Genomic DNA, 19,534 nt, shown 5'->3' on the forward strand with positions numbered 1-19,534 from the left:
CCTGACGTGTTCGCCTCGAGTGCCCGTCGGCTGACGGCTGCGCTGCTCAGCGGCCTCGTGGGACTCACCGTCCTCACCGGCTGCAGCGGCGGCGACGACGCGGTGGTCCAGGGCCAGGGCAACGAGATCGTCGCTCCGGGCGGCAAGACCGTCCTGGAGTACGCCGTCGACGACCGCAAGCCGGTCGGCACGGTGTCGGGGAAGGACCTGAACGACGCCGAGGTGGAGTTGAACGGCTACCGCGGCAAGGTGGTCGTGGTGAACGTGTGGGCCTCGTGGTGTCCGCCGTGCCGCCGGGAGGCGACCGAGATCGAGCGCGTCTTCGCGGCGAAGAAGGCCGCGGGCGTGCAGATGCTCGGCATAAACTTCCGCGACAACCGCGGCGCCGCACAGGACTTCGCGCACGACCGCGGACTCACCTTCCCGTCGATCTACGACTACGGCGGGCGCACCCTGCACGCGCTCGGCGTCCCCGTCGGCGCCGTGCCCACCACGGTGATCCTGGACCGGCGGCTGCGCCCCGCCGTCGTGTACCTGAAGGCCGTCACGGAGAAGGAGCTGACCGCGGCGGTCGACCGCGTGCTCGCCGAGGGCGACGCCGAGCGATGACGTCCACGCCGCTGGCGAGCGCCGCCGAGACCTTCGCGGACATCGCCGCATCCGGACACCTGGTGCTCGCCTTCGGGGTGTGCATGCTGGTGGGGCTGGTGTCCTTCGCCTCGCCGTGCGTGATCCCGCTGGTCCCCGGCTACCTGTCGTATCTCGCCGGGCTCGTCGGCGCGGAGGCCCCGGCGGTCCGTCCGGACGAACCCGCGAAGAAGGGGCGGCTGCGGGTGCTCGGCGCCGCGCTGCTCTTCGTCCTCGGCTTCACCGTGGTGTACGTGCTGTTCACGGTGGCCTTCTTCGGGCTCACCGGTGCCCTGTACGACGAGGGCCGCGTGCTGCTGCTCCAGCGGATCGGCGGCGTCGTGGTGATCGTGATGGGTCTGGTGTTCCTGGGCACCATCAAGACGCAGGACCATCGCCTGCCCCTCCCGCGGCGGCTCTCCAACTGGCTGGGGGCGCCGATCCTCGGCGCGGTGTTCGCGGTCGGCTGGATCCCGTGCACCAGTGCCACCCTGTCCGTCGTCCTGATCACCGCGGGCGGCACCGACGGGATGGACGCCTTCCGCGGCACCGTGCTGGTGGTGGCGTACTGTCTCGGCCTCGGCCTGCCCTTCCTGATCCTCGCCTTCTCGTCCGCGTGGGCGGTGCGCAGCCTCGCGTTCCTGCGACGCAACACCCGCGTGATCCAGCTGATCGGCGGGGCGGCGATGATCGTCGTCGGCCTGCTCCTGCTCTTCGGCTGGTGGAACGACCTGGTCGACTGGATCCGGATCACATTCATGTTCGACGTGGAGTTGCCGATATGACCGCCCCCGCCACCTCCCGCACCCCGAGCCCGGTGCGCCGCAGGCTGATCGATCCGCTGCGCAAGGCGTGGCACGAGCTCACCTCGATGCGTACCGCGCTGGCGCTGCTGTTCCTGCTCGCGCTCGCCGCGATCCCGGGCGCCCTGCTGCCGCAGCGGGAGCTCAACGAGGGCAAGACCATGCGGTACATCGCCGACCGGGGCGCCCTGGGCGAGTGGATGGACCGCCTGCAGCTGTTCGACGTCTTCTCGTCGGCGTGGTTCACCGCGATCTACGTCCTGCTGTTCGTGTCGCTGATCGGCTGCATCACGCCGCGCTGCTGGGAGTTCGTGCAACAGCTGCGTGCGCAGCCGGTCAAGGCGCCGCGCAACCTGAAGCGGCTGCCGCGGCACATCACCGAGACGGTCGACGGGACCCCGGAGGAGCTCGCCGACCGCGTCGCGGGGAACCTGCGCGGCTGGCGGCGGACGACGCGGGTCGTCGCGCCGTCGAAGGCCTTCCCCGACGGCGCCGTCGAGCTCTCCGCGGAGAAGGGCTACCTGCGGGAGGTCGGCAACCTGGTCTTCCACCTGGCGCTGATCGCGCTGCTGGTGACCGTCGCGGTCGGCAAGCTCTTCGGCTACGAGGGCACGCGGACGCTGGTGGCCGGCGACGACCAGGTGCTGTGCAACACCTCCACCGCCGTCTACGACAGCTTCCGGTCCGGTGCGATGGTCGACGGCACCGGCCTCTCGCCGTTCTGCGTGCGGATCGACGAGTTCGAGGCCACCTTCCTGCCGAACGGGCAGCCGGACATGTACACCTCGAAGGTCGTGTACACCACCGATGTGACCGCGCCGGAGAGCGACTGGGCCGCCGGCATCATCAAGGTGAACAATCCGCTGCGGATCGCCGGCGACCGGATCTACGTGCTGGGCAACGGCTTCGCGCCGACCTTCACCGTGACCTTCCCGAACGGGGAGAAACGCACCCAGACCGCGCCGTTCCTGCCGCAGGACACGACGACCATGCTGTCCGAGGGCGCCGTGCGCTTCGACACCCCGGCGGGCATGTACCCGGACGAGGACGAGCGCCGCAAGCACCAGATCGCCGTCGACGGCCTGTTCGCGCCGGACCCGACCTATCACGGGACGCTGCTGCTCTCGCAGTCGATGGTCGTCAAGGACCCGGCCGTCGCGATCCGCGTCTACGTCGGCGACGCCGGCCTGGACACCGGCCGGGCGCAGAGCATTGACAGTCTCGACCGCTCGCTGATCGACCAGAAGCGGCTCAACCGGCAGGCCTCGGTGAACCTCGACGTCGGCCAGAGCACCCGGCTCCCGGACGGCACCGTCGTCTCGTTCGACGGCTTCAAGCGGTGGGCGTCGGTGCAGGTCAGCCATGATCCGGCGCAGACCTGGGTGCTGGTCTCGGCCGTCGTCATGATGGCCGGTCTGGTGGTGTCGATGCTGGTGCGACGACGCCGCATTCGGGTGCGTCTGGTCCCGGCGAAGACCGACGGGAACGCGTCGTCCGACGGGCAGCGACGTACTGTAGTAGAGGTCGCCGGGCTGGCGCGTACCGACCAGGCCGGCTGGGGCGACGGTTTCGACGAGCAGGCCCGAGGTCTGCTCGTCGACGGTGGCCGCGTGAAACCCGGAAAGCTGTAGGAGAGCCAATGGACACGGAAATGAGTACCTACGTCGACGAGACGTTGGGGCGCTACTCCGATCTGTTGTACGTCACGTCGATCGGGATCTACTCGCTCGCCGCGCTGTTGCTGTTCACCGCGCTGGCGATGGGGGCCAAGACCAAGACCTACGTGGGAGAGCTCGCCGAGAGCGAGAAGGAACGCGAACTGGTCGGCGCCGGGGCGTCGGCGGGATCGGTCCCGGTCGCGGGCGACCGCACCCCGGGCCGGGTCGGCGGGCCGCCGCAGGCCCCGCGCCGGAGTCGTGCCGCGGTGCTCAGCGCCTCGTCGTACCCGGTGGTGATCCTGGGTCTGGTCGCGCACATCGCATCGATCGTGCTGCGCGGCATGGCCACCGATCGCGCCCCGTGGGGCAACATGTACGAGTTCATCACGCTGACCTGCGCCGCGGGCGTGGCCGGCGCGCTGATCGTGCTCCGCAAGCCCGCACAGCGGCCGCTGATGAGCTTCGTGCTGCTGGTCGTGATCATCATGATGTTCGTCGGCGCCAAGTGGCTGTACACGCACGCCGCGCCCGTCGTGCCCGCGCTGAAGTCGTACTGGCTGATCATCCACGTCTCGGTGGTCTCGATCGCCTCGGGCGTCATGGTGGTCTCCGGCGTGCTGAGCCTCCTCTTCCTGGTGCGCGAGCGCTGGCCGAACACCGCCGACATGCTGCCCTCGGCCGAGACCCTCGACCGGGCCGCCTACCGGTGCATCGTGTTCGCGTTCCCGCTGTTCGGGCTCGGCGTGATCTGCGGTGCCATCTGGGCCGAGGAGGCCTGGGGACGGTTCTGGGGCTGGGATCCGAAGGAGACGGTCAGCTTCATCTCCTGGATCATCTACGCCGCCTACCTGCACGCCCGTGCGACGGCCGGCTGGCGCACCGCCGCCGCCTGGATCAACGTCGCGGGCTTCGTCACGGTGCTGTTCAACCTGTTCGCCATCAACCTGGTGATCTCGGGCCTGCACTCGTACGCCGGCGTCTGATTCGACGGTCTGATTCGACACGGGCGGGGCCGGACCCGCATGCTAGATGTGGCACGCAGTGCCGCATGGCGGCAGGGCCCTCGAAGTGAAGGAGACATGAAGTGAAGAATGTCGGAGTGATCGGCGGAGGCACCATGGGTGCCGGCATCGCCGAAGTGGTCGCCAAGGCCGGTTCCACCGTGCGCGTCCTGGAACGCGCCGAGGCCGTCGAGGCCGCGCAGGAACGGATCGCCAAGAGCCTGGCTCGCGGCGTCAAGGCGGGCAAGCTGAGCCAGGAGGACGCCGACGCCGCACTGGCCCGCGTCACCGTCACCACCGACATCGACAGCTTCGCCGACAGCGACCTGGTGGTCGAGGCCATGCCGGAGATCGAGTCGCTGAAGCTGGAGTACTTCCACAAGCTCGACGAGATCATCCGCGAGGACGCGATCCTGGCGACCAACACGTCGTCGATCCCGGTGATCCGCCTGGCCAACGCCACCAAGCACCCCGAGCGCGTGCTGGGCATGCACTTCTTCAACCCGGTGCCGGTGATGCCGCTGGTCGAGATCGTCACCACCCTCAAGGTCGACCGCGCGGTGGTGGACAAGGTGGCCGCCTACGCCGCCGACACCCTCGGCAAGCGGACCATCGAGTCCAAGGACCAGGCGGGCTTCATCGTCAACGCCCTGCTGATCCCGTACCTGACCAACGCGATCCGCATGTACGAGTCGGGCTTCGCCTCGGCCGAGGACATCGACGCGGGCATGGTCAACGGCTGCGGCCACCCGATGGGTCCGCTGCGCCTCTGCGACACCGTCGGCCTGGACATCTGCCTGGCCGTGGCCGAGTCGCTGTTCGCCGAGTTCGGCCAGCCGCACTACGCGCCGCCGGTGCTGCTGCGCCGCATGGTCGACGCCGGCTACCTGGGCCGCAAGACCGGCCGCGGCTTCTACGACTACGCCAAGTAGCCGATTCCGCCACCGACGACGAGGGGCGCCTCTCCAAATGGAGAGGCGCCCCTCGTCGTCGGTGCGGGTCAGAGCCTGCGCAGGAAGTCCGGATCGTCGTCGGGGCCGCGCGGGGCCTCCCGCCGCGGCCCGCGCACCGGTCCGTCGCCGTGACCGGGCGGGGTCTGGGAGATCCGCCAGACGACGAATCCCACCGCCACCAGCAGGATCACCAGGAAGAAGTAGAGCATTCCTCCACGGTACCCGCGATCGGTGCGGGGCGACCCTTCGAGCCGTGTCGAAGGGCGACCCCTCGACGCCCCGGAGTTCAGCGGTTGAGCAGCGCGACCACGTCCGCTTCGCGGAAGCGGCGGTGCCCGCCGGGCGTCCGGATCGAGGGCAGCACACCGGTGCTGGCCCACCGGGCGACGGTCTTGGGGTTCACATTGAACATCTCGGCAACCTGGCCGGGGGTCAGGTTGTGCTGACGCGCCATGCTCGGCGTGATGGGGGCGTTGTCGGTGACGGTCATCGGTCCTCCGGTGGTCGTGGGCTGGGCGGAACTGACCTCATGCATACACGCCGAACACGCAGGTGCTCGAATGGTCAGTAAACGGTAAAGAGTCGGTAATGTCCGCGGTGTCCGGTTCGGTTTCGGTGTCGTCGGCGGTACGACGTAGGCTGAGGGACATGACGGATGAGCAGGTCGAATCCACTGAACAGAGCGTGACGGTCGGGTCGTTGATCGGCTGGATCGCGCTCTACACCGTGGTGCGCATGGGGCTGGTGTTCGTGATCGCGGGGATCATCATCGGTGTCGGTCTCCTCCTCGACGTGCAGGTGTGGATCGTCGCGGCGCTGGCCTTCGGCGTGCTGATCGCGATCCCGCTGGGGCTGGTCCTGTTCAAGCCGATCCGGCTGAAGGTGAATCAGCAGATCGCCGACTACGACGCGCAGCGCGCCGCCAAGCGCGACGACCTGCAGTCCCGGCTGCGCGGCGACGACCGGTAGCGCCATGGCGATCGTCGAGGCCACGGATCTGGTCCGCGAGTATCGGATGGGACAGGAGCGCATCCGTGCGCTCGACGGTGCGAGTCTGCACCTCGACGGCGGGCAGTTCGTCTCGGTGATCGGCCCGTCGGGGGCGGGCAAGTCGACCCTGCTGCACATCCTCGGGGCGCTGGACACCCCGACGTCGGGGACGATCGTCGTCGACGGCGTGGACCTGGCGACGCTCGACGACGATGCCGCCTCGGAGTTCCGCCGCCATCGCGTCGGCTTCATCTTCCAGTTCTTCAACCTGGTGCCGACGCTGTCGGCGTGGGAGAACGTCGCGCTGCCCATGCTGCTCGACGCCAAGTCGTTGGCCGGGGCCAAACCGCGTGCGGTGGAACTGATGGAACGCGTGGGACTCGGCGACCGGATCGACCACCGGCCGTCGGAACTGTCCGGCGGGCAGATGCAGCGCGTGGCGATCGCGCGGTCGCTCATCATGGACCCGAAGATCCTGCTGGCCGACGAACCCACCGGCAACCTGGACTCCAAGACCGGCGCGGACGTCCTGGAACTGCTGGCCGAGGTGGCGCACGACGACCCCGACCGCCTGGTGCTGATGGTGACCCACGCCGACGATGCGGCGGACTTCAGCGACCGGGTGATCACCGTGCGCGACGGCAAGGTGCTCGATCCCGGGCGGACGACGCCGCGGGAGAGCCCGCGTCGGGCGCCGCGCCCGAAGGTCCGAGAACCCCTGCCGGAACTCCCGGACCTGCCGGAGACGCCGAAGCGGAACGTCATGCCGCCCGACGATGCCGGGGTGTGGATGACCGGGCCGATCCCGCGGATCGGCGACGGCGGCAAGCATCGGGCCGAGTGACATGGGAGCTGTCGGGGCGGCGCTGACCCGCGTCCGGATCCTGAATCTCCGGGAGCTCGCGAGCCATCGGCTGCGCGTGATCACCTCGCTGATCGTGGTGATCGTGTCGTCGGCGCTGCTGATCGCGGTGCTCGGCGCGTACGGCTCGATGACCGAGACCGTCCGCGAGTTCAACAAGGCGATCTCCGGGACCGCGACCGTCGAGGTGGCCGCGATCGCCGACACCGGCGTCGACGACGCCCTGGTCGGCGAGCTGCGGCGCGAGGTGACCGCGGCCGCGGCCGTGGTGCCGCTGGTGCGCGGCGTGGTGCTGATCGACGGCGAGCCGGTCACGCTGCTCGGTTCGGATGCGCGCGTCACCGCGCTCTCGCCGCAGCTGCGGGCGGCGGTGGAGTCGTCGAACCGGCAGCCGAGTCCCGAGAAACTGCGCGACGGCGTGATCGTCGGCGCGGGGACGGGGCTGGTGAAGGGACAGCGGGTCAGTATCGGCGGCATTGAGGTCACGGTGCTCGCCGTCGTCGATCGTCCGGACACGAAGATCTTCAACGACGGCCGCTTCGTCTTCGCCTACCTGGAACTGGCGCAGCGACTGGCCGGGCTCGACGGCGCCGTCGACTCGATCATGATCGTGCCGAAGGACGGCGTCGCGACCGACGAACTCGAAGAAGAAGACCGCCGCGGTGGTGGACGGGCGCGCGAGCGTCGTCGACCCCGGGTTCCGCGTGAAACAGAGCGAGGTCGCCGGCGCGGTGACCCGGGACTCGACCCTGCTGGTGTCGATGGTCTCGCTGGTGATCGCCGCGTTCCTGGTCTTCAACACGATGAACATGGCGGTCGCGTCGCGGCGGCGGTCGCTGGCGATGATCCGCGCGATCGGCGCCCGGCGCCGTCACCTGGTGGGCGATCTGCTGATCGAGTCCGCGGTGTTCGGACTGGTCGGCGGCCTGATCGGGGTGCCGGTCGGGATCCTGGCGGGACGCTGGGCGGTGGGCAGACTGCCGAGCACCGTGGGGTCGACGTCGTTGCACGTCTCCTACCACCTGCCGACGTTCGCGATCCCGATCGCGGTGATCGCATGCGTCCTCGCCTGCGTGGCCGCGACGGCGCTCGCGGCGCGCTCGGTGTTCGCGGTGGACCCGGTCGAGGCGATGGTGCCCGGCGAGGCGGCCGACTCCCGGCCGCCGTCGTCGAAGCTGCTGTGGACGGTGGGACTGGGCGGCCTGGCGGTCCTGGCCGGGTCGCTGGTGATGGCGGCGACGGTGGAGGGCCGCGGCGCCCTGCTCGCGGGGGCGGTGTACTCGATCGGCGCCCTGCTGATCTGCTTCGGGATCACGGTGCCGCTGGTGCGGGCCGTGGTCCGGGTGTCGCGGCGACTGGGCGGCCCCGGGCAGCTGGCGGCGGTCAACTCCGATCGCGCGCCGCGCCGCGTGTGGGCCACCGTGATGACCGTCGGGGTGGCCATCGCCGTCGGGATCGGCACCTCCGGCGCGCTCAGCAACATGGTCGGCTCCATCTCGAACTCGCTCGACGGCCTCGCCGATCCGGACGTGTACGTCTCGTCGCGCAGCGCCCAGGACATCCCGGTGGGTCCGGTGCTGAACCCGGCGATCGCCGAACAGGTGTCCCAGGTCCCGGGCGTGCAGCGGGTGGCGGGCGGGCAGTGGGCCGCGGTGAACATCGGTGCGGCCCGCGCCATGATCCAGGGGCTGGAACCCGGGTCGTCGGCGCCGTTCATGAAGAAGGCGTCCGACGAGGCGGTGCGGCAGACGCTCGACGGCGACGGGATCCTGGTGTCGCGGGTGCTGGCCCGGACGCTCGGTGTCGGCGTCGGCGACACGCTCCGGTTCGCGACCCCGACCGGCTACCGCGAACTGACCGTCCGCGACGTCGTCGACTACGTGAACATCGATTCGGGCACCGGCGCGATCTCCGCGAAGCTCATGGCCGAATGGTTCGATCGGCCCGGCGAGACCTACCTGCAGGTGTTCACCGAGCCGGGCGCCGACATCGCGGACGTGCAGCGTCGTCTGCGGGAGATCGTCGCGCCGTTCCCGGGCGCGGGAGCCCGACCGGTGTACGTCTACACCGGAGAGGTGGCGCTGGAGTCCACGCAGAAGACCGTCGAGCAGGCGGGGGCGTTCACCGTCGCGATCCAGTGGATCGTCGCCGCGGCCGCCGCGATCGCCCTGCTGAACACGCTGCTGCTGTCGGTGCTGGAACGTCGTCGTGAACTGGGCGTGCTGCGGGCGATGGGCGCCTCGCGCCGGTTCGTGGTGCGGATGGTGATGGCCGAGGCCGTCTCGGTGGCGTCCGTCGGCGCGCTGATCGGCGTGGTCATGGGCTCGGGCCTGCACTTCGTCGCCGACACGATCCTGGCCGAGACCACCTCGATCGACGTCGTCTATCGGCCGTTGTGGTCGACGATCGGGTACGTCGCCGTGGCGTCGGCGCTGTGTCTGGCCGGTGCGGTGGTGCCCGCGTATCGGGCCTCGCGGATGAACATCACGGAGTCGATCCTGTCGGAGTGAGCCCGCCTCGGCGGGTCTCGCGATTCCTTCCGGTCGCCGCCTCCTGCGGGCCGGTGCGCCTGTGGGCGGGCGGCGTGTCGCGGCTCCTGTTCCGTGTCGCGCTTCCTGGATGGATCGCGACACGGAACAGGAGCCGCGACACGCGGTTCGGCGGTTGCCGGCCCGGGTACGGAGGTGGTGGCCAGTCGGGGGGGCGGGTTGTAGTGCAACGACGATCCTCCGGTTCGGCGAGTGGATGCCCGAATCGTGAACGGTGGTCGCCGTCGGTTCCGGGGCACTCCTCCGAAGTTCACTCGATCAGACGACGCCGCTTCCGGTCAGGAGGCCTGTGACTGGTAGGCCGAACGGAGGTCGTCGAGGAGGCGTGAGCGAGTCGCCTGGATGGCGAACATCTTGTCCAGGTGCGTGAGGTTCTCCTTGGCGCACGCCTGTACACCCGGTGCCGACGGATTCCCGGAGATCTGGGCGTTCGCCGCGGCGACCGTGGTGACGAGCGAGACGGTGCCGATCTCCATGCGCTGGTCGTCGTCGTGCACGAAGGTCAGCTTGACCGACATGACCATCGGGACGGTGGCGAACGCCGGTTGCACGTCGGGGCCCACGGTGAGGACCATCCGGTCGGCGGCGGCCGGCTTCACCTCGAAGCGGATCTCGTTCTCGATCGATCGGTTCGCGGGCAAGGCGTCGCGCATCGGGATCGCGATCTGATAGCCGGCCTTGGCGTTCCCGGGCGCCGGCTTGGTGCCGGTGCAGTCCTTCAACTGCTGGAAGAACACCACCTCCGCGTCGACCCGCGTGATGAGCGACGGTTCGTCGCCCTTGTTCTGCATGGTGATGTCGATGGGGGTCAGGTCGATCGTGCCGTCGGTCGAGGACGTTCCGCGGAGAACCTTGGCCCCCGCCGACTGTCGACCGTCGAGATTGATCGATGAGATCTCCAGGTCCACCGGCACGGTGTCGTCGCCGTACAGTTTGTAGAGCGAGATCGTCAGACCGAGGACGACGATGATGGCGACGACGGCGGCCCAGATCGGAAGACGACTGGTCTTTCGTCTCGGTCCTCTCGATGCCGGTCCCGAGATCCCGGATTTCAGCGTGGTGTCGACCTCTGCGGCGATCCGTACCGGGTCGGCGAGCTGCTTGATCTGGATCTGTTGGAAGAAATACCGCATCTCGGGCGGGTAGTCATCCGGGAAGTCGAGTTTTTCGACATCGTACGGAATGATCTGTTTCCCGTTTCCCTCCGCCAGATCCAGTTCGCGGCTGACGTGTACCGAGGTCAGGGAGGCGCGAGAGACCAGGATGAGCAGGTGGGTGCACGACTCCAGCGCATGATAGAGAACCTTTTGATAGTTCTCACCGCTCTGGATGTCGGTCGGCGCGTAGAAGACTCGGATACCGCGTCGTCGCAGCTCGGTGGTCACCTGATCGGCGATCGCCCGGTTTTCGCGGGAGTGGCTGACGAACACGTAGGCGTCGGATGCGGGGTCCATCGAAGACGTGTCCGGCGATACGACGACGGCGTCGTCGACCCACAACTGCCAGCCCGGTGGTACCGGCGGAAACGACGCGGGAGGCGTCCAGCCCGGCCGGGGCTCCTGACCGGACTCGGGCACGGGCCAGTCCGGCGGGGGATTGAAGCGCATCGTGGTGACTTCCGGTTCGGCAGAGGTGTGCGAGGGGATTCTAAGCGGGCGCGGGGGCGGGTGCCGAGATGTCGGCGAACCACCGATCGGTCGTGAACGGCACGGTGTCGGGCGGCTTCCGGTCCGACGTCGGCGGAGGCGGCCGGTCGGGTGGCGGGTCGTGGCGCACGGTCGCTCCTCGGCTGGACTGCTGGATGTCCGCAGTATCGCAAGTTGTCGCACGATCGGCCGGGTTTCTGCGCCCGGGTTCACCCGTTCGACCGACGTGGACGGCGGCAGCCGCCGGCCGGACTGTCAATTAATATTGACAATGTCGAGATCGTCAATATAACCTGACACCATGCACGACGACGAGATGTTGACAGAATCCGAAGGCGACCAGGTCGTCGGGGCCGCTGCGAGCAGCGACCCCGCGGTCGGACTCGCCGCAGTACGGGCCCTGCGTACTCTCGCCGACCGGCTGGAAGACGTTCAGGTGGCGAACGCCCGCGCTCGAGGGATGAGCTGGCAGGCGATCGCCGACATCCTGCAGATCAGCCGGCAGGCCGTGCATCAGAAGCACTCGTACCGAGAGAGCGCCGCGCCGACCAAGCGCGCGGCACGCCGCGGTACCGACTCGGCCGTCGAGGCCGGAAAGGAAGGCGACGATGCCTGATCGATTCACCACAGACGACCGCATCACGATGATGTTCGCGATGCAGGAGGCCCACGACCTCGGACACCGGAGTCTGGGCAACGACCACCTGATCCTCGGGATGCTCGGCAATGCGCGCAGCCCGCTGTTCGCGCTGCTCGGCGCGCAGGGGCTGACGCTCGACGCCGCGCGCGAGACCGTCCGCCGGTTCCACGAGGAACATGCGGAGAAGTCCGACGACGCCGAGGCCGCCTCAGCCGCGGACCGCTATGAGGAGGATCGCGAGGCGCTGAAGAGCATCGGGATCGACCTCGACAAGGTGCGCGAGGCGGTCGGGGGGCGGTTCGACGAAGACCTCGCCGACGGTTGGGGCGAGCGCCCCGGCCGTGGTCGGGGTCGTGCGCAGGGCCGCGGACGAGGCGGTGACCGCGGCGAGCGTGGTCACCGGCGCGGACACCGTGGTCACGGCGACCACGACCACGGCCGCGAGTACGGCAGGGGCGACGGCCACGCGGGTCCGGGACGCGCAGGTTTCGGCCCCGGGTTCGGGCCGGGTTTCGCTCCCGGAGAGGCGGGGCCCTTCGGTCCCGGCCCGGCGGGTTTCGGACCGGGCGGCTTCAGACCGGCGGGTTTCGGTCCGGCGGGTTTCGGGGCCGGGCCCGATCCGCGGCAGGCGGGCGAGGGGCCGTGGGAGGGCGGCCGCGGTCGGCGCGGTCCGCGTGGCCGGCGTGGACGGGCCCGCATGGGGTCGGCCACCCGCACTGCGATGCGCGCGGCCGTGACGGCGGCCCGCGAGCGCGGTGACCGCACGCTCCGGCCCGAATACGTGCTCCTGGGCATCCTCGACGCGGGAGACCCGGCGTCGACGGCCCTCATCGAGTCGGCGACCACGGTCGACGCGCTGCGCGAGGCGGTGCTGGCGTCGCTTCCCGAGGTGCCGGCCGCCGTCTGACCTCTTGCCGTGCCGCTCGATCTACCGGGTCAGGTGACGTTCCGGTAGATCGAGACCGGTTCGGGGAGGTAGGGAGAGTGGACGGGATTCCTCGGTTTCGGATGGATGTCTGGGGAACCATCGCGGTGGGACGATGATTCTCACATGCGTGATGCGAAGTCTTCGTACGCTGTGCGCAGCCGATCGAAGCTCTTCGAGGTCTTCGCGTTCTCGGATGCCTTCTTGAGGGACGCCAGGTTCTTGGTGACACACGAGGTGACGTAATCCGGTTCGTTGCTCTCCGGCCCCTTCTCGAGATCTTGACGCTGTCGGTCGACTGATTGTTGCGCTGCGACGGTGGCGAACGCGCCGCCGTCGAACCTCTGTCCGTCACCGGACTTCAATGTGATCGAGACCGCGAGCACCGTCGCATGCGCTCCGAGCGACGTCTGGCCTTCATAGCCGAGGGTGATCGACATCCGGTCGGTCGACCGGGGAGCGACCGTGAAATCCGCTGGTGAGGTCACCGTGGTCAGTGTCGGAAGGCCCTGCTGATCGATCGGAAGCACGACCGAATAGCTCGCGGACACCTTGGTCTGGCCGAAACCACCGCCCCGGCACCAGTTCAGCCGTTCCGACGTCGTGACGGTGGTGACGATCTCGGTGATCTTCAGCGCCGAGCCCCCGCCGTTCTTCCAGGTGAGGTCGATCGGCGTGACACCGATCGATATCGGCTCGGTCTTGCTGGAACCGTAGAGGGAAGCGGATCCGATGAGCTGGATGACGTCGCCGAATGTCGCCGCGGCGATCTCCACCTCGGCCGACGAGTCGTCGGCGGAGTTCTGGACGACCAGGGTGAGGGCGAGCGTGGCGACGACGGCGAGCAGGCCGGCGGCGACCCACACGGGGCGTCGGAGGAGGGCGGCGACGAGTCCCCGCTTCTGCGCAGGTTCGGGCGGCTCGGGCTGCGTCGAGCCGTTCGGGGACTGTGTTCCGGGGGCGCCGGATTCGCGAATCCACAGCGGCCAGTCGGGAGGCGGAGGTCCCCATTCCGGATTCGGGTGCCATCCCCGGGGCGGTCGCCAGTCCGGGCTGGGCGGCGGCGGCCAGTTCGGCGGCGGGTTGAAGCGCAACGGATGTCCTCTGCTCGTGCGGCTGCGTGCGCGAATCATCGCCGCGGTGCGTCGTCGGTGAGGCCGCTTCTTGCGAAGTTCCTCTGATCAGACCACCCCCTGGCGGCTGATCTCGCTGGGCGTCGGTCGGCGGCCCCGATGGTCAGGACTTCGCCGCGGTGCTCGCGTAGGCGTCTCTCAGATTCTTCAGCGGTTCGGTCTGCAACTCGGTCTGCTCGACGGCGGTGTCGAAGAGCGCGCCCATCTCCGAATAGCAGCGGCTCTTGTGCTGGTCGAGGCTGTCGGAGGTCTCCCCCTGAGCGCCTCCGATGTACATGTCGACGGTCTCGGCGGCGGTGGCGGCCGCGACGGAGGGCAGACCGAGACGGGTGCCGTCGTCGAGTGCGAGCGCGATCTTGAATGCGATCAATTCGACGAACAGATGGCTCTGGTACTCGGGGCCGACGGTGATCACCATCCGATCGGTGTCCTTGGGGCCGACGTGGAAGTCCACGGGTGACGAGGTCGGTCCGAGTCTCGTGCGCGTGGTGTAGTTCTCGGTGACCAGAGGCAGTTTGACGGTGAAGTCCGCTGTGATGCGGCCGGGGCCCGCGCCGCCACGGTGACACTGCTCGACGTGGTCCCCCTGCATCACCTCGACCTCGATCGAGGTGACCCGGATCGGTCGGTCGCCGTTGTTCTTCAGGGTGACGTCGATCGGTACGACACCGACGTCCTGCGATTCCTCGTCGACCACTCCGGGACCGCCGAACTCGCCGGTCAATTCGATGACCGGGCCGAGTGTGACGGCCGCGAGTTCCACCGGGGCATTGGAGGAGTCGTCTCGCATCAGCGCGTAGATCGCGACGACGAGGACCACGATGCCGACGACCGCACCGAGGGGAAGCCACGGGCGACTCCGGAGAACGGTGCCGACGACACCGTTCGACTCGGCGGATTCCCCCGGGCGGAACGGAGGCGTCGGACCGATCGCGTCGGGATCGTCACCGGGTTCGGGAGTCCAGAGCCGCCACCCGTCAGGAGGCGGACCCCAGGCCGGATCGGGGTACCAGCCGGGTTCGGGTTTCCACTCCGGACTCGGTGGCGGAGGCCAGTTCGGCGGCGGGTTGAATCGCAACGGGAATCCTCCTGCCTGTGCGGCTGCGTGTGCGAATCATCGCAGTGCGATTCCCTCGGAGAGGACACTTCGCCCGAAGTTCACCTGATCGGATGAATCACCGGAAACCCGGCGAGGCCGGCAGGCCGGGGCGCTGCCGCCGATGGATCGCGCAGAGCGACGATCCATCGCGGGTGCTCGACGACCTTCTCCGCCTGCTCTGCCGAAGAGACCGCCTCGGGGCCGGTCGAGTCGTCCGCCGTACCCGGGGGCCGTCGCAGGCACTTCCGACTCGCACCGTCCGACTTCCGGACGTAAACCCGGCACCCCGGTGCGCGCCGGTGTGATCGGTGTTACTCAGGAATCATGACCCGCATCACAGCGCGTCGGCGCGTCACCCGGATCACCGTGGGCGATCCGGCCCGGTCGCGCGCCGACCTCCTCGCCGTCGAAGAACCACTCGAACTGCGGATCGGGGGTCGGCCGTTCACCGTCACCATGCGGACGCCGGGGAACGACGTCGAGCTGGTCGCCGGGCTGCTCCACGCCGAGGGGGTGATCACCGATCCCGGCCACCTCGCCGTCGCACGCTACTGCGCCGGGGCGACCGGGGAGTCCGGCGAGAACACCTACAACGTGCTCGACGTGACGCTCGCCGACGGCGTCCCCGCGCCGGAACCCGGACTGGAACGCAACGTCCTCACCACCAGCGCGTGCGGGGTCTGCGGAGCCACCAGCATCGACGCGGTCACCTCCGTCACCCGGCACCCCGTGCACGACGACCCGCTGCGCATCGATCCCGAACTCCTCGCCGGCTTCCCCGACGAACTGCGGCGCCGGCAGAAGGTGTTCGAGCGCACGGGCGGGCTGCACGCCGCGGCGCTGTTCGACGGCCGGACCGGCGACCTGCTCGTGATGCGCGAAGACGTGGGACGGCACAACGCCGTCGACAAGGTGCTCGGCCGAGCGCTGCTGCAGGGACTGCTGCCCGCGCGGGAGACCGTGCTGATGGTGTCCGGCCGCGCGAGCTTCGAGCTCACCCAGAAGGCGCTGATGGCCGGGGTCCCGCTGCTCGCGGCGGTGTCGGCGCCGTCGTCGCTGGCCGCGGAACTGGCCGAGGAGGCGGGGCTGACCCTGGTCGGGTTCCTCCGCGGGCCGTCGATGGTGGTGTACAGCGGGGCGCAGCGGGTGGCGCGTCCGGCCCTGGCCGAGGCGGTGGGATCGTGACGCGACGACCGCCCGAGGACGACCGTTCCGACGCCGAGATGACGGTCGGCGAACCCAAGCGGTACGCGGCCGGGATCGGCGGCGTCTACCACTCGATGAAGCCCGCGCTCACCGAGATGGGACCGGTCCGCACCGCACGCCTGATGACCAGGATCAACCACAAGGACGGCTTCGACTGCATGAGCTGCGCCTGGCCCGATCCGGGGAAGCGCAAGGTCGCGGAGTTCTGCGAGAACGGCGCGAAGGCGGTCACCTGGGAGGCGACGCCGCTCGTCGTCGAACGCGACTTCTGGCGGACGCACCCGCTGAGCTCCCTGGAGGACAAGAGCGAGTACTGGCTGGGGCAGCAGGGGCGGCTGACCGAACCGGTCTACAAGGCCGCCGGGTCCGACCACTACGAGCCGATCGGCTGGGATCGGGCGTACGAGGTGGTCGCCGAGCACCTCGCCGCGCTCGACGATCCGAACGAGGCCGCCTTCTACACCAGCGGCCGGGCCTCGAACGAGGCGGCGTTCGTCTACCAGCTCTTCGCCCGGGCCTTCGGCACCAACAACCTGCCGGACTGCTCCAACATGTGCCACGAGTCGACCGGCACGGCCATGTCGCAGACCCTGGGCCTCGGCAAGTCGACGGTGAGCTACGACGACTTCGCGCGCGCCGATCTGATCGTCGTGATGGGGCAGAACCCGGGAACCAATCATCCCCGGATGCTCACGGCGCTGGCCGAGGCCAAGGAGCACGGCGCGCAGATCGTCGCGGTGAACACGCTCCCGGAGGCCGGGCTGATCGGCTACAAGGATCCGCAGAAGGTGCGCGGCTACCTCGGGAAGGCGACCGCGCTGGCCGACCAGTTCGTCCAGGTCCGGCTCGGCGGCGACATGGCGCTGCTGCAGGCGGTGTCGCAGCGGGTGCTCGCGGCCGAGGCCGCGGCTCCCGGCACGGTGCTCGACCACGGGTTCCTCGACGCGCACTGCGACGGTTTCGCGGCGTTCGCCGAGCACATCGCCGACGTCGACGAGCACGAGGTGGCCCGGGCGACCGCGGTGCCCGCCACCGAGATCGACGAACTCGCCCGACGCTACCTCGCCGCCGACCGGGTGATCATCTGCTGGGCGATGGGCATCACCCAACACCGCAAATCCGTGGACACCGTCAAGGAGATCGTCAACCTGCTGCTGTTGCGCGGGAACATCGGGAAACCGGGTGCGGGCGCGTCACCGATCCGCGGGCACAGCAACGTGCAGGGCGACCGCACGATGGGCGTCTGGGAGAAGATGCCCGACGCCTTCCTCGACGCGCTCGGCGCGGAGTTCGGCTTCGCTCCGCCGCGCGACCACGGATACGACGCGGTGAACGGCATCCGCGCGCTCGCGCAGGGGCGGCTCAAGGTGTGGATCGCGCTGGGCGGCAACCTCCTCGGCGCGATCTCCGACACCGGACTCGCCGAGACCGCGATGCGCCGCACCCGGTTGTCGGTGCAGCTCTCGACAAAACTGAACCGGTCGCACGTGGTCACCGGTGAGGAGGCGCTGATCCTGCCGGTGCTCGGGCGCACCGAGGTGGACCTGCAGAAGTCGGGGCCGCAGTACGTGACGGTGGAGGACTCGGTGTGCGCGGTGCACGCCTCGCACGGATGGCTCCCGCCGATCTCGCCCGACGTGCGCTCGGAGACGGCGATCGTCGCGGGGCTGGCCCGCGCGACCTTCGCGGCGCTCGACCGGCCGGACGTCGACGTCGACTGGCAGGCGATGATCGACGACTACGACGTGATCCGCGAGCACATCGCCCGCGTGGTGCCCGGCTGCGCCGACTACAACGCCAAGACGCGTCGCCGCGACGGTTTCGTGCTGCCCAACGGGCCCCGCGACGAACGACGCTTCGACACCGCGACCGGCAGGGCCCGGATCACCGTCAACCACCTGGAACCGGTGCGATGCCCGCCGGGCCGCCTGCTGCTGCAGACCATGCGCTCGCACGACCAGTTCAACACCACCGTCTACAGCCTCAACGACCGCTACCGGGGCATCAAGAAGGGGCGCTCGGTGGTGTTCGTGCACCCCGACGACCTCGCCGAACTGGGCTTCTCCGACGGGCAGCGGGTCGACGTGTTCAGCGAGTGGCCCGGGCAGCCGGACCGGGTCCTGCGCGGACTCCGGACCGTCGCCTATCCGACCGCGCGCGGCTGCGCGGCGGCGTACTTCCCGGAGGCGAACGTCCTGGTGCCGCTGGACTCGGTGGCGTTGGAGAGCAATACCCCGGCCTCGAAGGCGGTGGTGATCCGGCTGGAACCGGCATCCGACCCCGCTCCGACGTAGACCCCGGCTCCTCGCCGGCAGGTCTCCTCGGTGGTCGGCCTTCTCCCTCGGTGGTCGGCTTTCTCCCTCGGTGGTCGGCTTTCTCGCTCGGTGGTCGGCTTTCTCCCTCGGTGGTCGAGCGGAGTCGAGACCACTGATCGAGCAGCGAGTGATCTCGACTCCGCTCGATCAGCGGAGGGGTTCGAGCGCCGGGTGATCTCGACTCCGCTCGATCAGCGAGGGAGGGCTCGATCAGCGAGGGAGGGCTCGGCCGGCGAGGGGGAGCTCGGCCAGCGAGGGGGAGCTCGGCCGGCGAGGGAGGGGAACTCGGCCGGCGAAGGGAGATCGATCAGGGAGGGCTCGGCCGGCGGCTACGTCACGGGACGAGTCAGCCCTCGCCGCCGGCCAGGACCGAGTAGACCCGGCGGAGGTCCCGGAGCGGCTCGTTCTCCATCGACGAGGTGTTCATGATGTCGTCGATCTTGGCCAGTTCGGTCTCGGCGCACCGGTCCTGCTCCTGGCGGGCCGTCGGATCCAGGGCGTGCACGCCGTCGATGTAGGCCTGCACGATCTCCGGGGTGGTCGCGAGGGCGATCGACTGGACACCGAGTTCGGCGCCGTCGTTCAGCACCACGACGGGTCGCACCACGCTCACCACCACCCGGCCCGCCGACTGCGTGGCGGGACCGACGGTGAACGCCATCTGCGTCCGCCCCCGTGCGGGCACCTCGTGATGCAGCGGGACCGACGACGTCGCGACGCTCGGCAGTGCGGTGGCCTGATCGACCGGGAGCGGTGCGGTGTACGACGCCTCGACCGGCACCTCCGGGAACACCGCCGCCGAGCACGACTCGATGGTCACCGACCGCAGGACCTCGATCTTCAGCGATACGGCGGTGCGCGGATCGGTGCTCTCGGTGCTGACGGCGACCTCGATCGGGGAGGCGGTGACACGGGCGCCCTTCGCCTCGACCGGGACCGGGGAGGCGAGCCGGGTGTCGCCGATCCGGACCGCCTGGGCCGATCCGCGCGTCCACAGCACGATGCCGACGACGATCACCGCGATCATCACGAGCACGCCGACCGCGGTGGCGACGGGATGGTTGATCCGGCTCGGATCGGCGCGCTGTCCGTAGGTCATCGTCGTACCCCTGTCTGGAATGTCCGTG

Annotated in this window: 17 protein-coding genes and 1 pseudogene; 12 read left to right on the forward strand and 6 right to left on the reverse strand. The window is 69.4% G+C overall.

Translation table 11 applies throughout. The features are described 5' to 3' along the window. Nucleotides 1–6: 6 nt before the first annotated feature. The 5 genes from QM809_RS07060 to QM809_RS07080 all read left to right on the forward strand — a co-directional run bounded on the left by QM809_RS07060 (nt 7) and on the right by QM809_RS07080 (nt 5,021). Nucleotides 7–609: a TlpA family protein disulfide reductase gene (locus QM809_RS07060; RefSeq protein ID WP_415045095.1), complete on the forward strand. Its 603-nt coding sequence runs from the start codon at nt 7–9 to the stop codon at nt 607–609. Beyond that, nucleotides 606–1,412 carry a cytochrome c biogenesis CcdA family protein gene (locus tag QM809_RS07065; protein ID WP_415045097.1) on the forward strand — a complete coding sequence of 269 codons (807 nt, stop codon included), beginning with the start codon at nt 606–608 and terminating at the stop codon, nt 1,410–1,412. The genes QM809_RS07060 and QM809_RS07065 overlap by 4 nt, the downstream gene beginning before the upstream one ends. Then, complete coding sequence (locus QM809_RS07070) at nt 1,409–3,061, forward strand: cytochrome c biogenesis protein ResB (protein WP_415045098.1); 1,653 nt, start codon at nt 1,409–1,411, stop codon at nt 3,059–3,061. Before QM809_RS07065 ends, QM809_RS07070 begins: the two co-directional genes overlap by 4 nt. A 20-nt stretch (nt 3,062–3,081) precedes the next feature. Then, the gene (gene ccsB, locus QM809_RS07075; RefSeq protein WP_415045099.1) at nt 3,082–4,071 is read left to right on the forward strand and encodes a c-type cytochrome biogenesis protein CcsB; all 990 of its coding nucleotides are present in this window, start codon (nt 3,082–3,084) and stop codon (nt 4,069–4,071) included. 101 nt (nt 4,072–4,172) lie between these two features. Beyond that, the gene (locus QM809_RS07080) at nt 4,173–5,021 is read left to right on the forward strand and encodes a 3-hydroxybutyryl-CoA dehydrogenase (protein ID WP_415045100.1); all 849 of its coding nucleotides are present in this window, start codon (nt 4,173–4,175) and stop codon (nt 5,019–5,021) included. A 68-nt stretch (nt 5,022–5,089) separates the two neighbouring features. Here the strand turns inward: QM809_RS07080 and QM809_RS07085 are convergent, their stop codons facing one another. Continuing rightward, entirely contained in the window at nt 5,090–5,251 is a 162-nt protein-coding gene (locus QM809_RS07085) for a hypothetical protein (RefSeq protein ID WP_415045101.1), read from the reverse strand. Between the two features lie 77 nt (nt 5,252–5,328). Further along, nucleotides 5,329–5,532 carry a BldC family transcriptional regulator gene (locus QM809_RS07090; protein ID WP_415045102.1) on the reverse strand — a complete coding sequence of 68 codons (204 nt, stop codon included), beginning with the start codon at nt 5,530–5,532 and terminating at the stop codon, nt 5,329–5,331. A 158-nt stretch (nt 5,533–5,690) separates the two neighbouring features. On the opposite strand from QM809_RS07090, the gene QM809_RS07095 reads away from it, so the two are divergent. The 3 genes and pseudogenes from QM809_RS07095 (at nt 5,691) to QM809_RS07105 (ending at nt 9,404) form a co-directional block, all read left to right on the forward strand. Then, a complete protein-coding gene (locus tag QM809_RS07095) occupies nt 5,691–6,011 on the forward strand; it encodes a DUF4229 domain-containing protein (RefSeq protein ID WP_415045103.1) in 321 nt (106 codons plus the stop codon). A gap of 4 nt (nt 6,012–6,015) precedes the next feature. Beyond that, nucleotides 6,016–6,687: pseudogene (locus QM809_RS07100) on the forward strand (ABC transporter ATP-binding protein); the annotation flags it as partial. An 869-nt stretch (nt 6,688–7,556) separates the two neighbouring features. Then, on the forward strand, nt 7,557–9,404 hold the full coding sequence (locus QM809_RS07105) for an FtsX-like permease family protein (protein WP_415045104.1): 1,848 nt from the start codon (nt 7,557–7,559) through the stop codon (nt 9,402–9,404). 317 nt (nt 9,405–9,721) lie between these two features. Here the strand turns inward: QM809_RS07105 and QM809_RS07110 are convergent, their stop codons facing one another. Continuing rightward, nucleotides 9,722–11,050, reverse strand: a complete 1,329-nt coding sequence (locus QM809_RS07110; protein WP_415045105.1) for a toll/interleukin-1 receptor domain-containing protein — start codon at nt 11,048–11,050, stop codon at nt 9,722–9,724. Nucleotides 11,051–11,390: 340 nt separating this feature from the next. On the opposite strand from QM809_RS07110, the gene QM809_RS07115 reads away from it, so the two are divergent. Next, nucleotides 11,391–11,705, forward strand: a complete 315-nt coding sequence (locus QM809_RS07115) for a helix-turn-helix domain-containing protein (protein ID WP_415045106.1) — start codon at nt 11,391–11,393, stop codon at nt 11,703–11,705. Then, a complete protein-coding gene (locus tag QM809_RS07120; protein WP_415045107.1) occupies nt 11,698–12,636 on the forward strand; it encodes a Clp protease N-terminal domain-containing protein in 939 nt (312 codons plus the stop codon). Before QM809_RS07115 ends, QM809_RS07120 begins: the two co-directional genes overlap by 8 nt. Nucleotides 12,637–12,776: 140 nt before the next feature. Here QM809_RS07120 and QM809_RS07125 read toward each other — a convergent pair whose 3' ends face one another. Together QM809_RS07125 and QM809_RS07130 are read right to left on the reverse strand one after the other, a co-directional pair. Beyond that, on the reverse strand, nt 12,777–13,430 hold the full coding sequence (locus tag QM809_RS07125) for a hypothetical protein (RefSeq protein WP_415045108.1): 654 nt from the start codon (nt 13,428–13,430) through the stop codon (nt 12,777–12,779). 460 nt (nt 13,431–13,890) lie between these two features. Further along, entirely contained in the window at nt 13,891–14,865 is a 975-nt protein-coding gene (locus QM809_RS07130) for a hypothetical protein (RefSeq protein ID WP_415045110.1), read from the reverse strand. Between the two features lie 345 nt (nt 14,866–15,210). On the opposite strand from QM809_RS07130, the gene fdhD reads away from it, so the two are divergent. After that, nucleotides 15,211–16,071, forward strand: a complete 861-nt coding sequence (gene fdhD, locus QM809_RS07135) for a formate dehydrogenase accessory sulfurtransferase FdhD (RefSeq protein WP_415045111.1) — start codon at nt 15,211–15,213, stop codon at nt 16,069–16,071. After that, entirely contained in the window at nt 16,068–18,386 is a 2,319-nt protein-coding gene (locus QM809_RS07140) for an FdhF/YdeP family oxidoreductase (RefSeq protein ID WP_415045112.1), read from the forward strand. Before fdhD ends, QM809_RS07140 begins: the two co-directional genes overlap by 4 nt. Nucleotides 18,387–18,753: 367 nt before the next feature. Here QM809_RS07140 and QM809_RS07145 read toward each other — a convergent pair whose 3' ends face one another. After that, on the reverse strand, nt 18,754–19,506 hold the full coding sequence (locus QM809_RS07145) for a hypothetical protein (protein ID WP_415045113.1): 753 nt from the start codon (nt 19,504–19,506) through the stop codon (nt 18,754–18,756). Between the last annotated feature and the right edge of the window lie 28 nt (nt 19,507–19,534).

Origin of the sequence: Gordonia sp. (in: high G+C Gram-positive bacteria), from assembly GCF_047600385.1 — a bacterium.
Lineage (GTDB): Bacteria > Actinomycetota > Actinomycetes > Mycobacteriales > Mycobacteriaceae > Gordonia.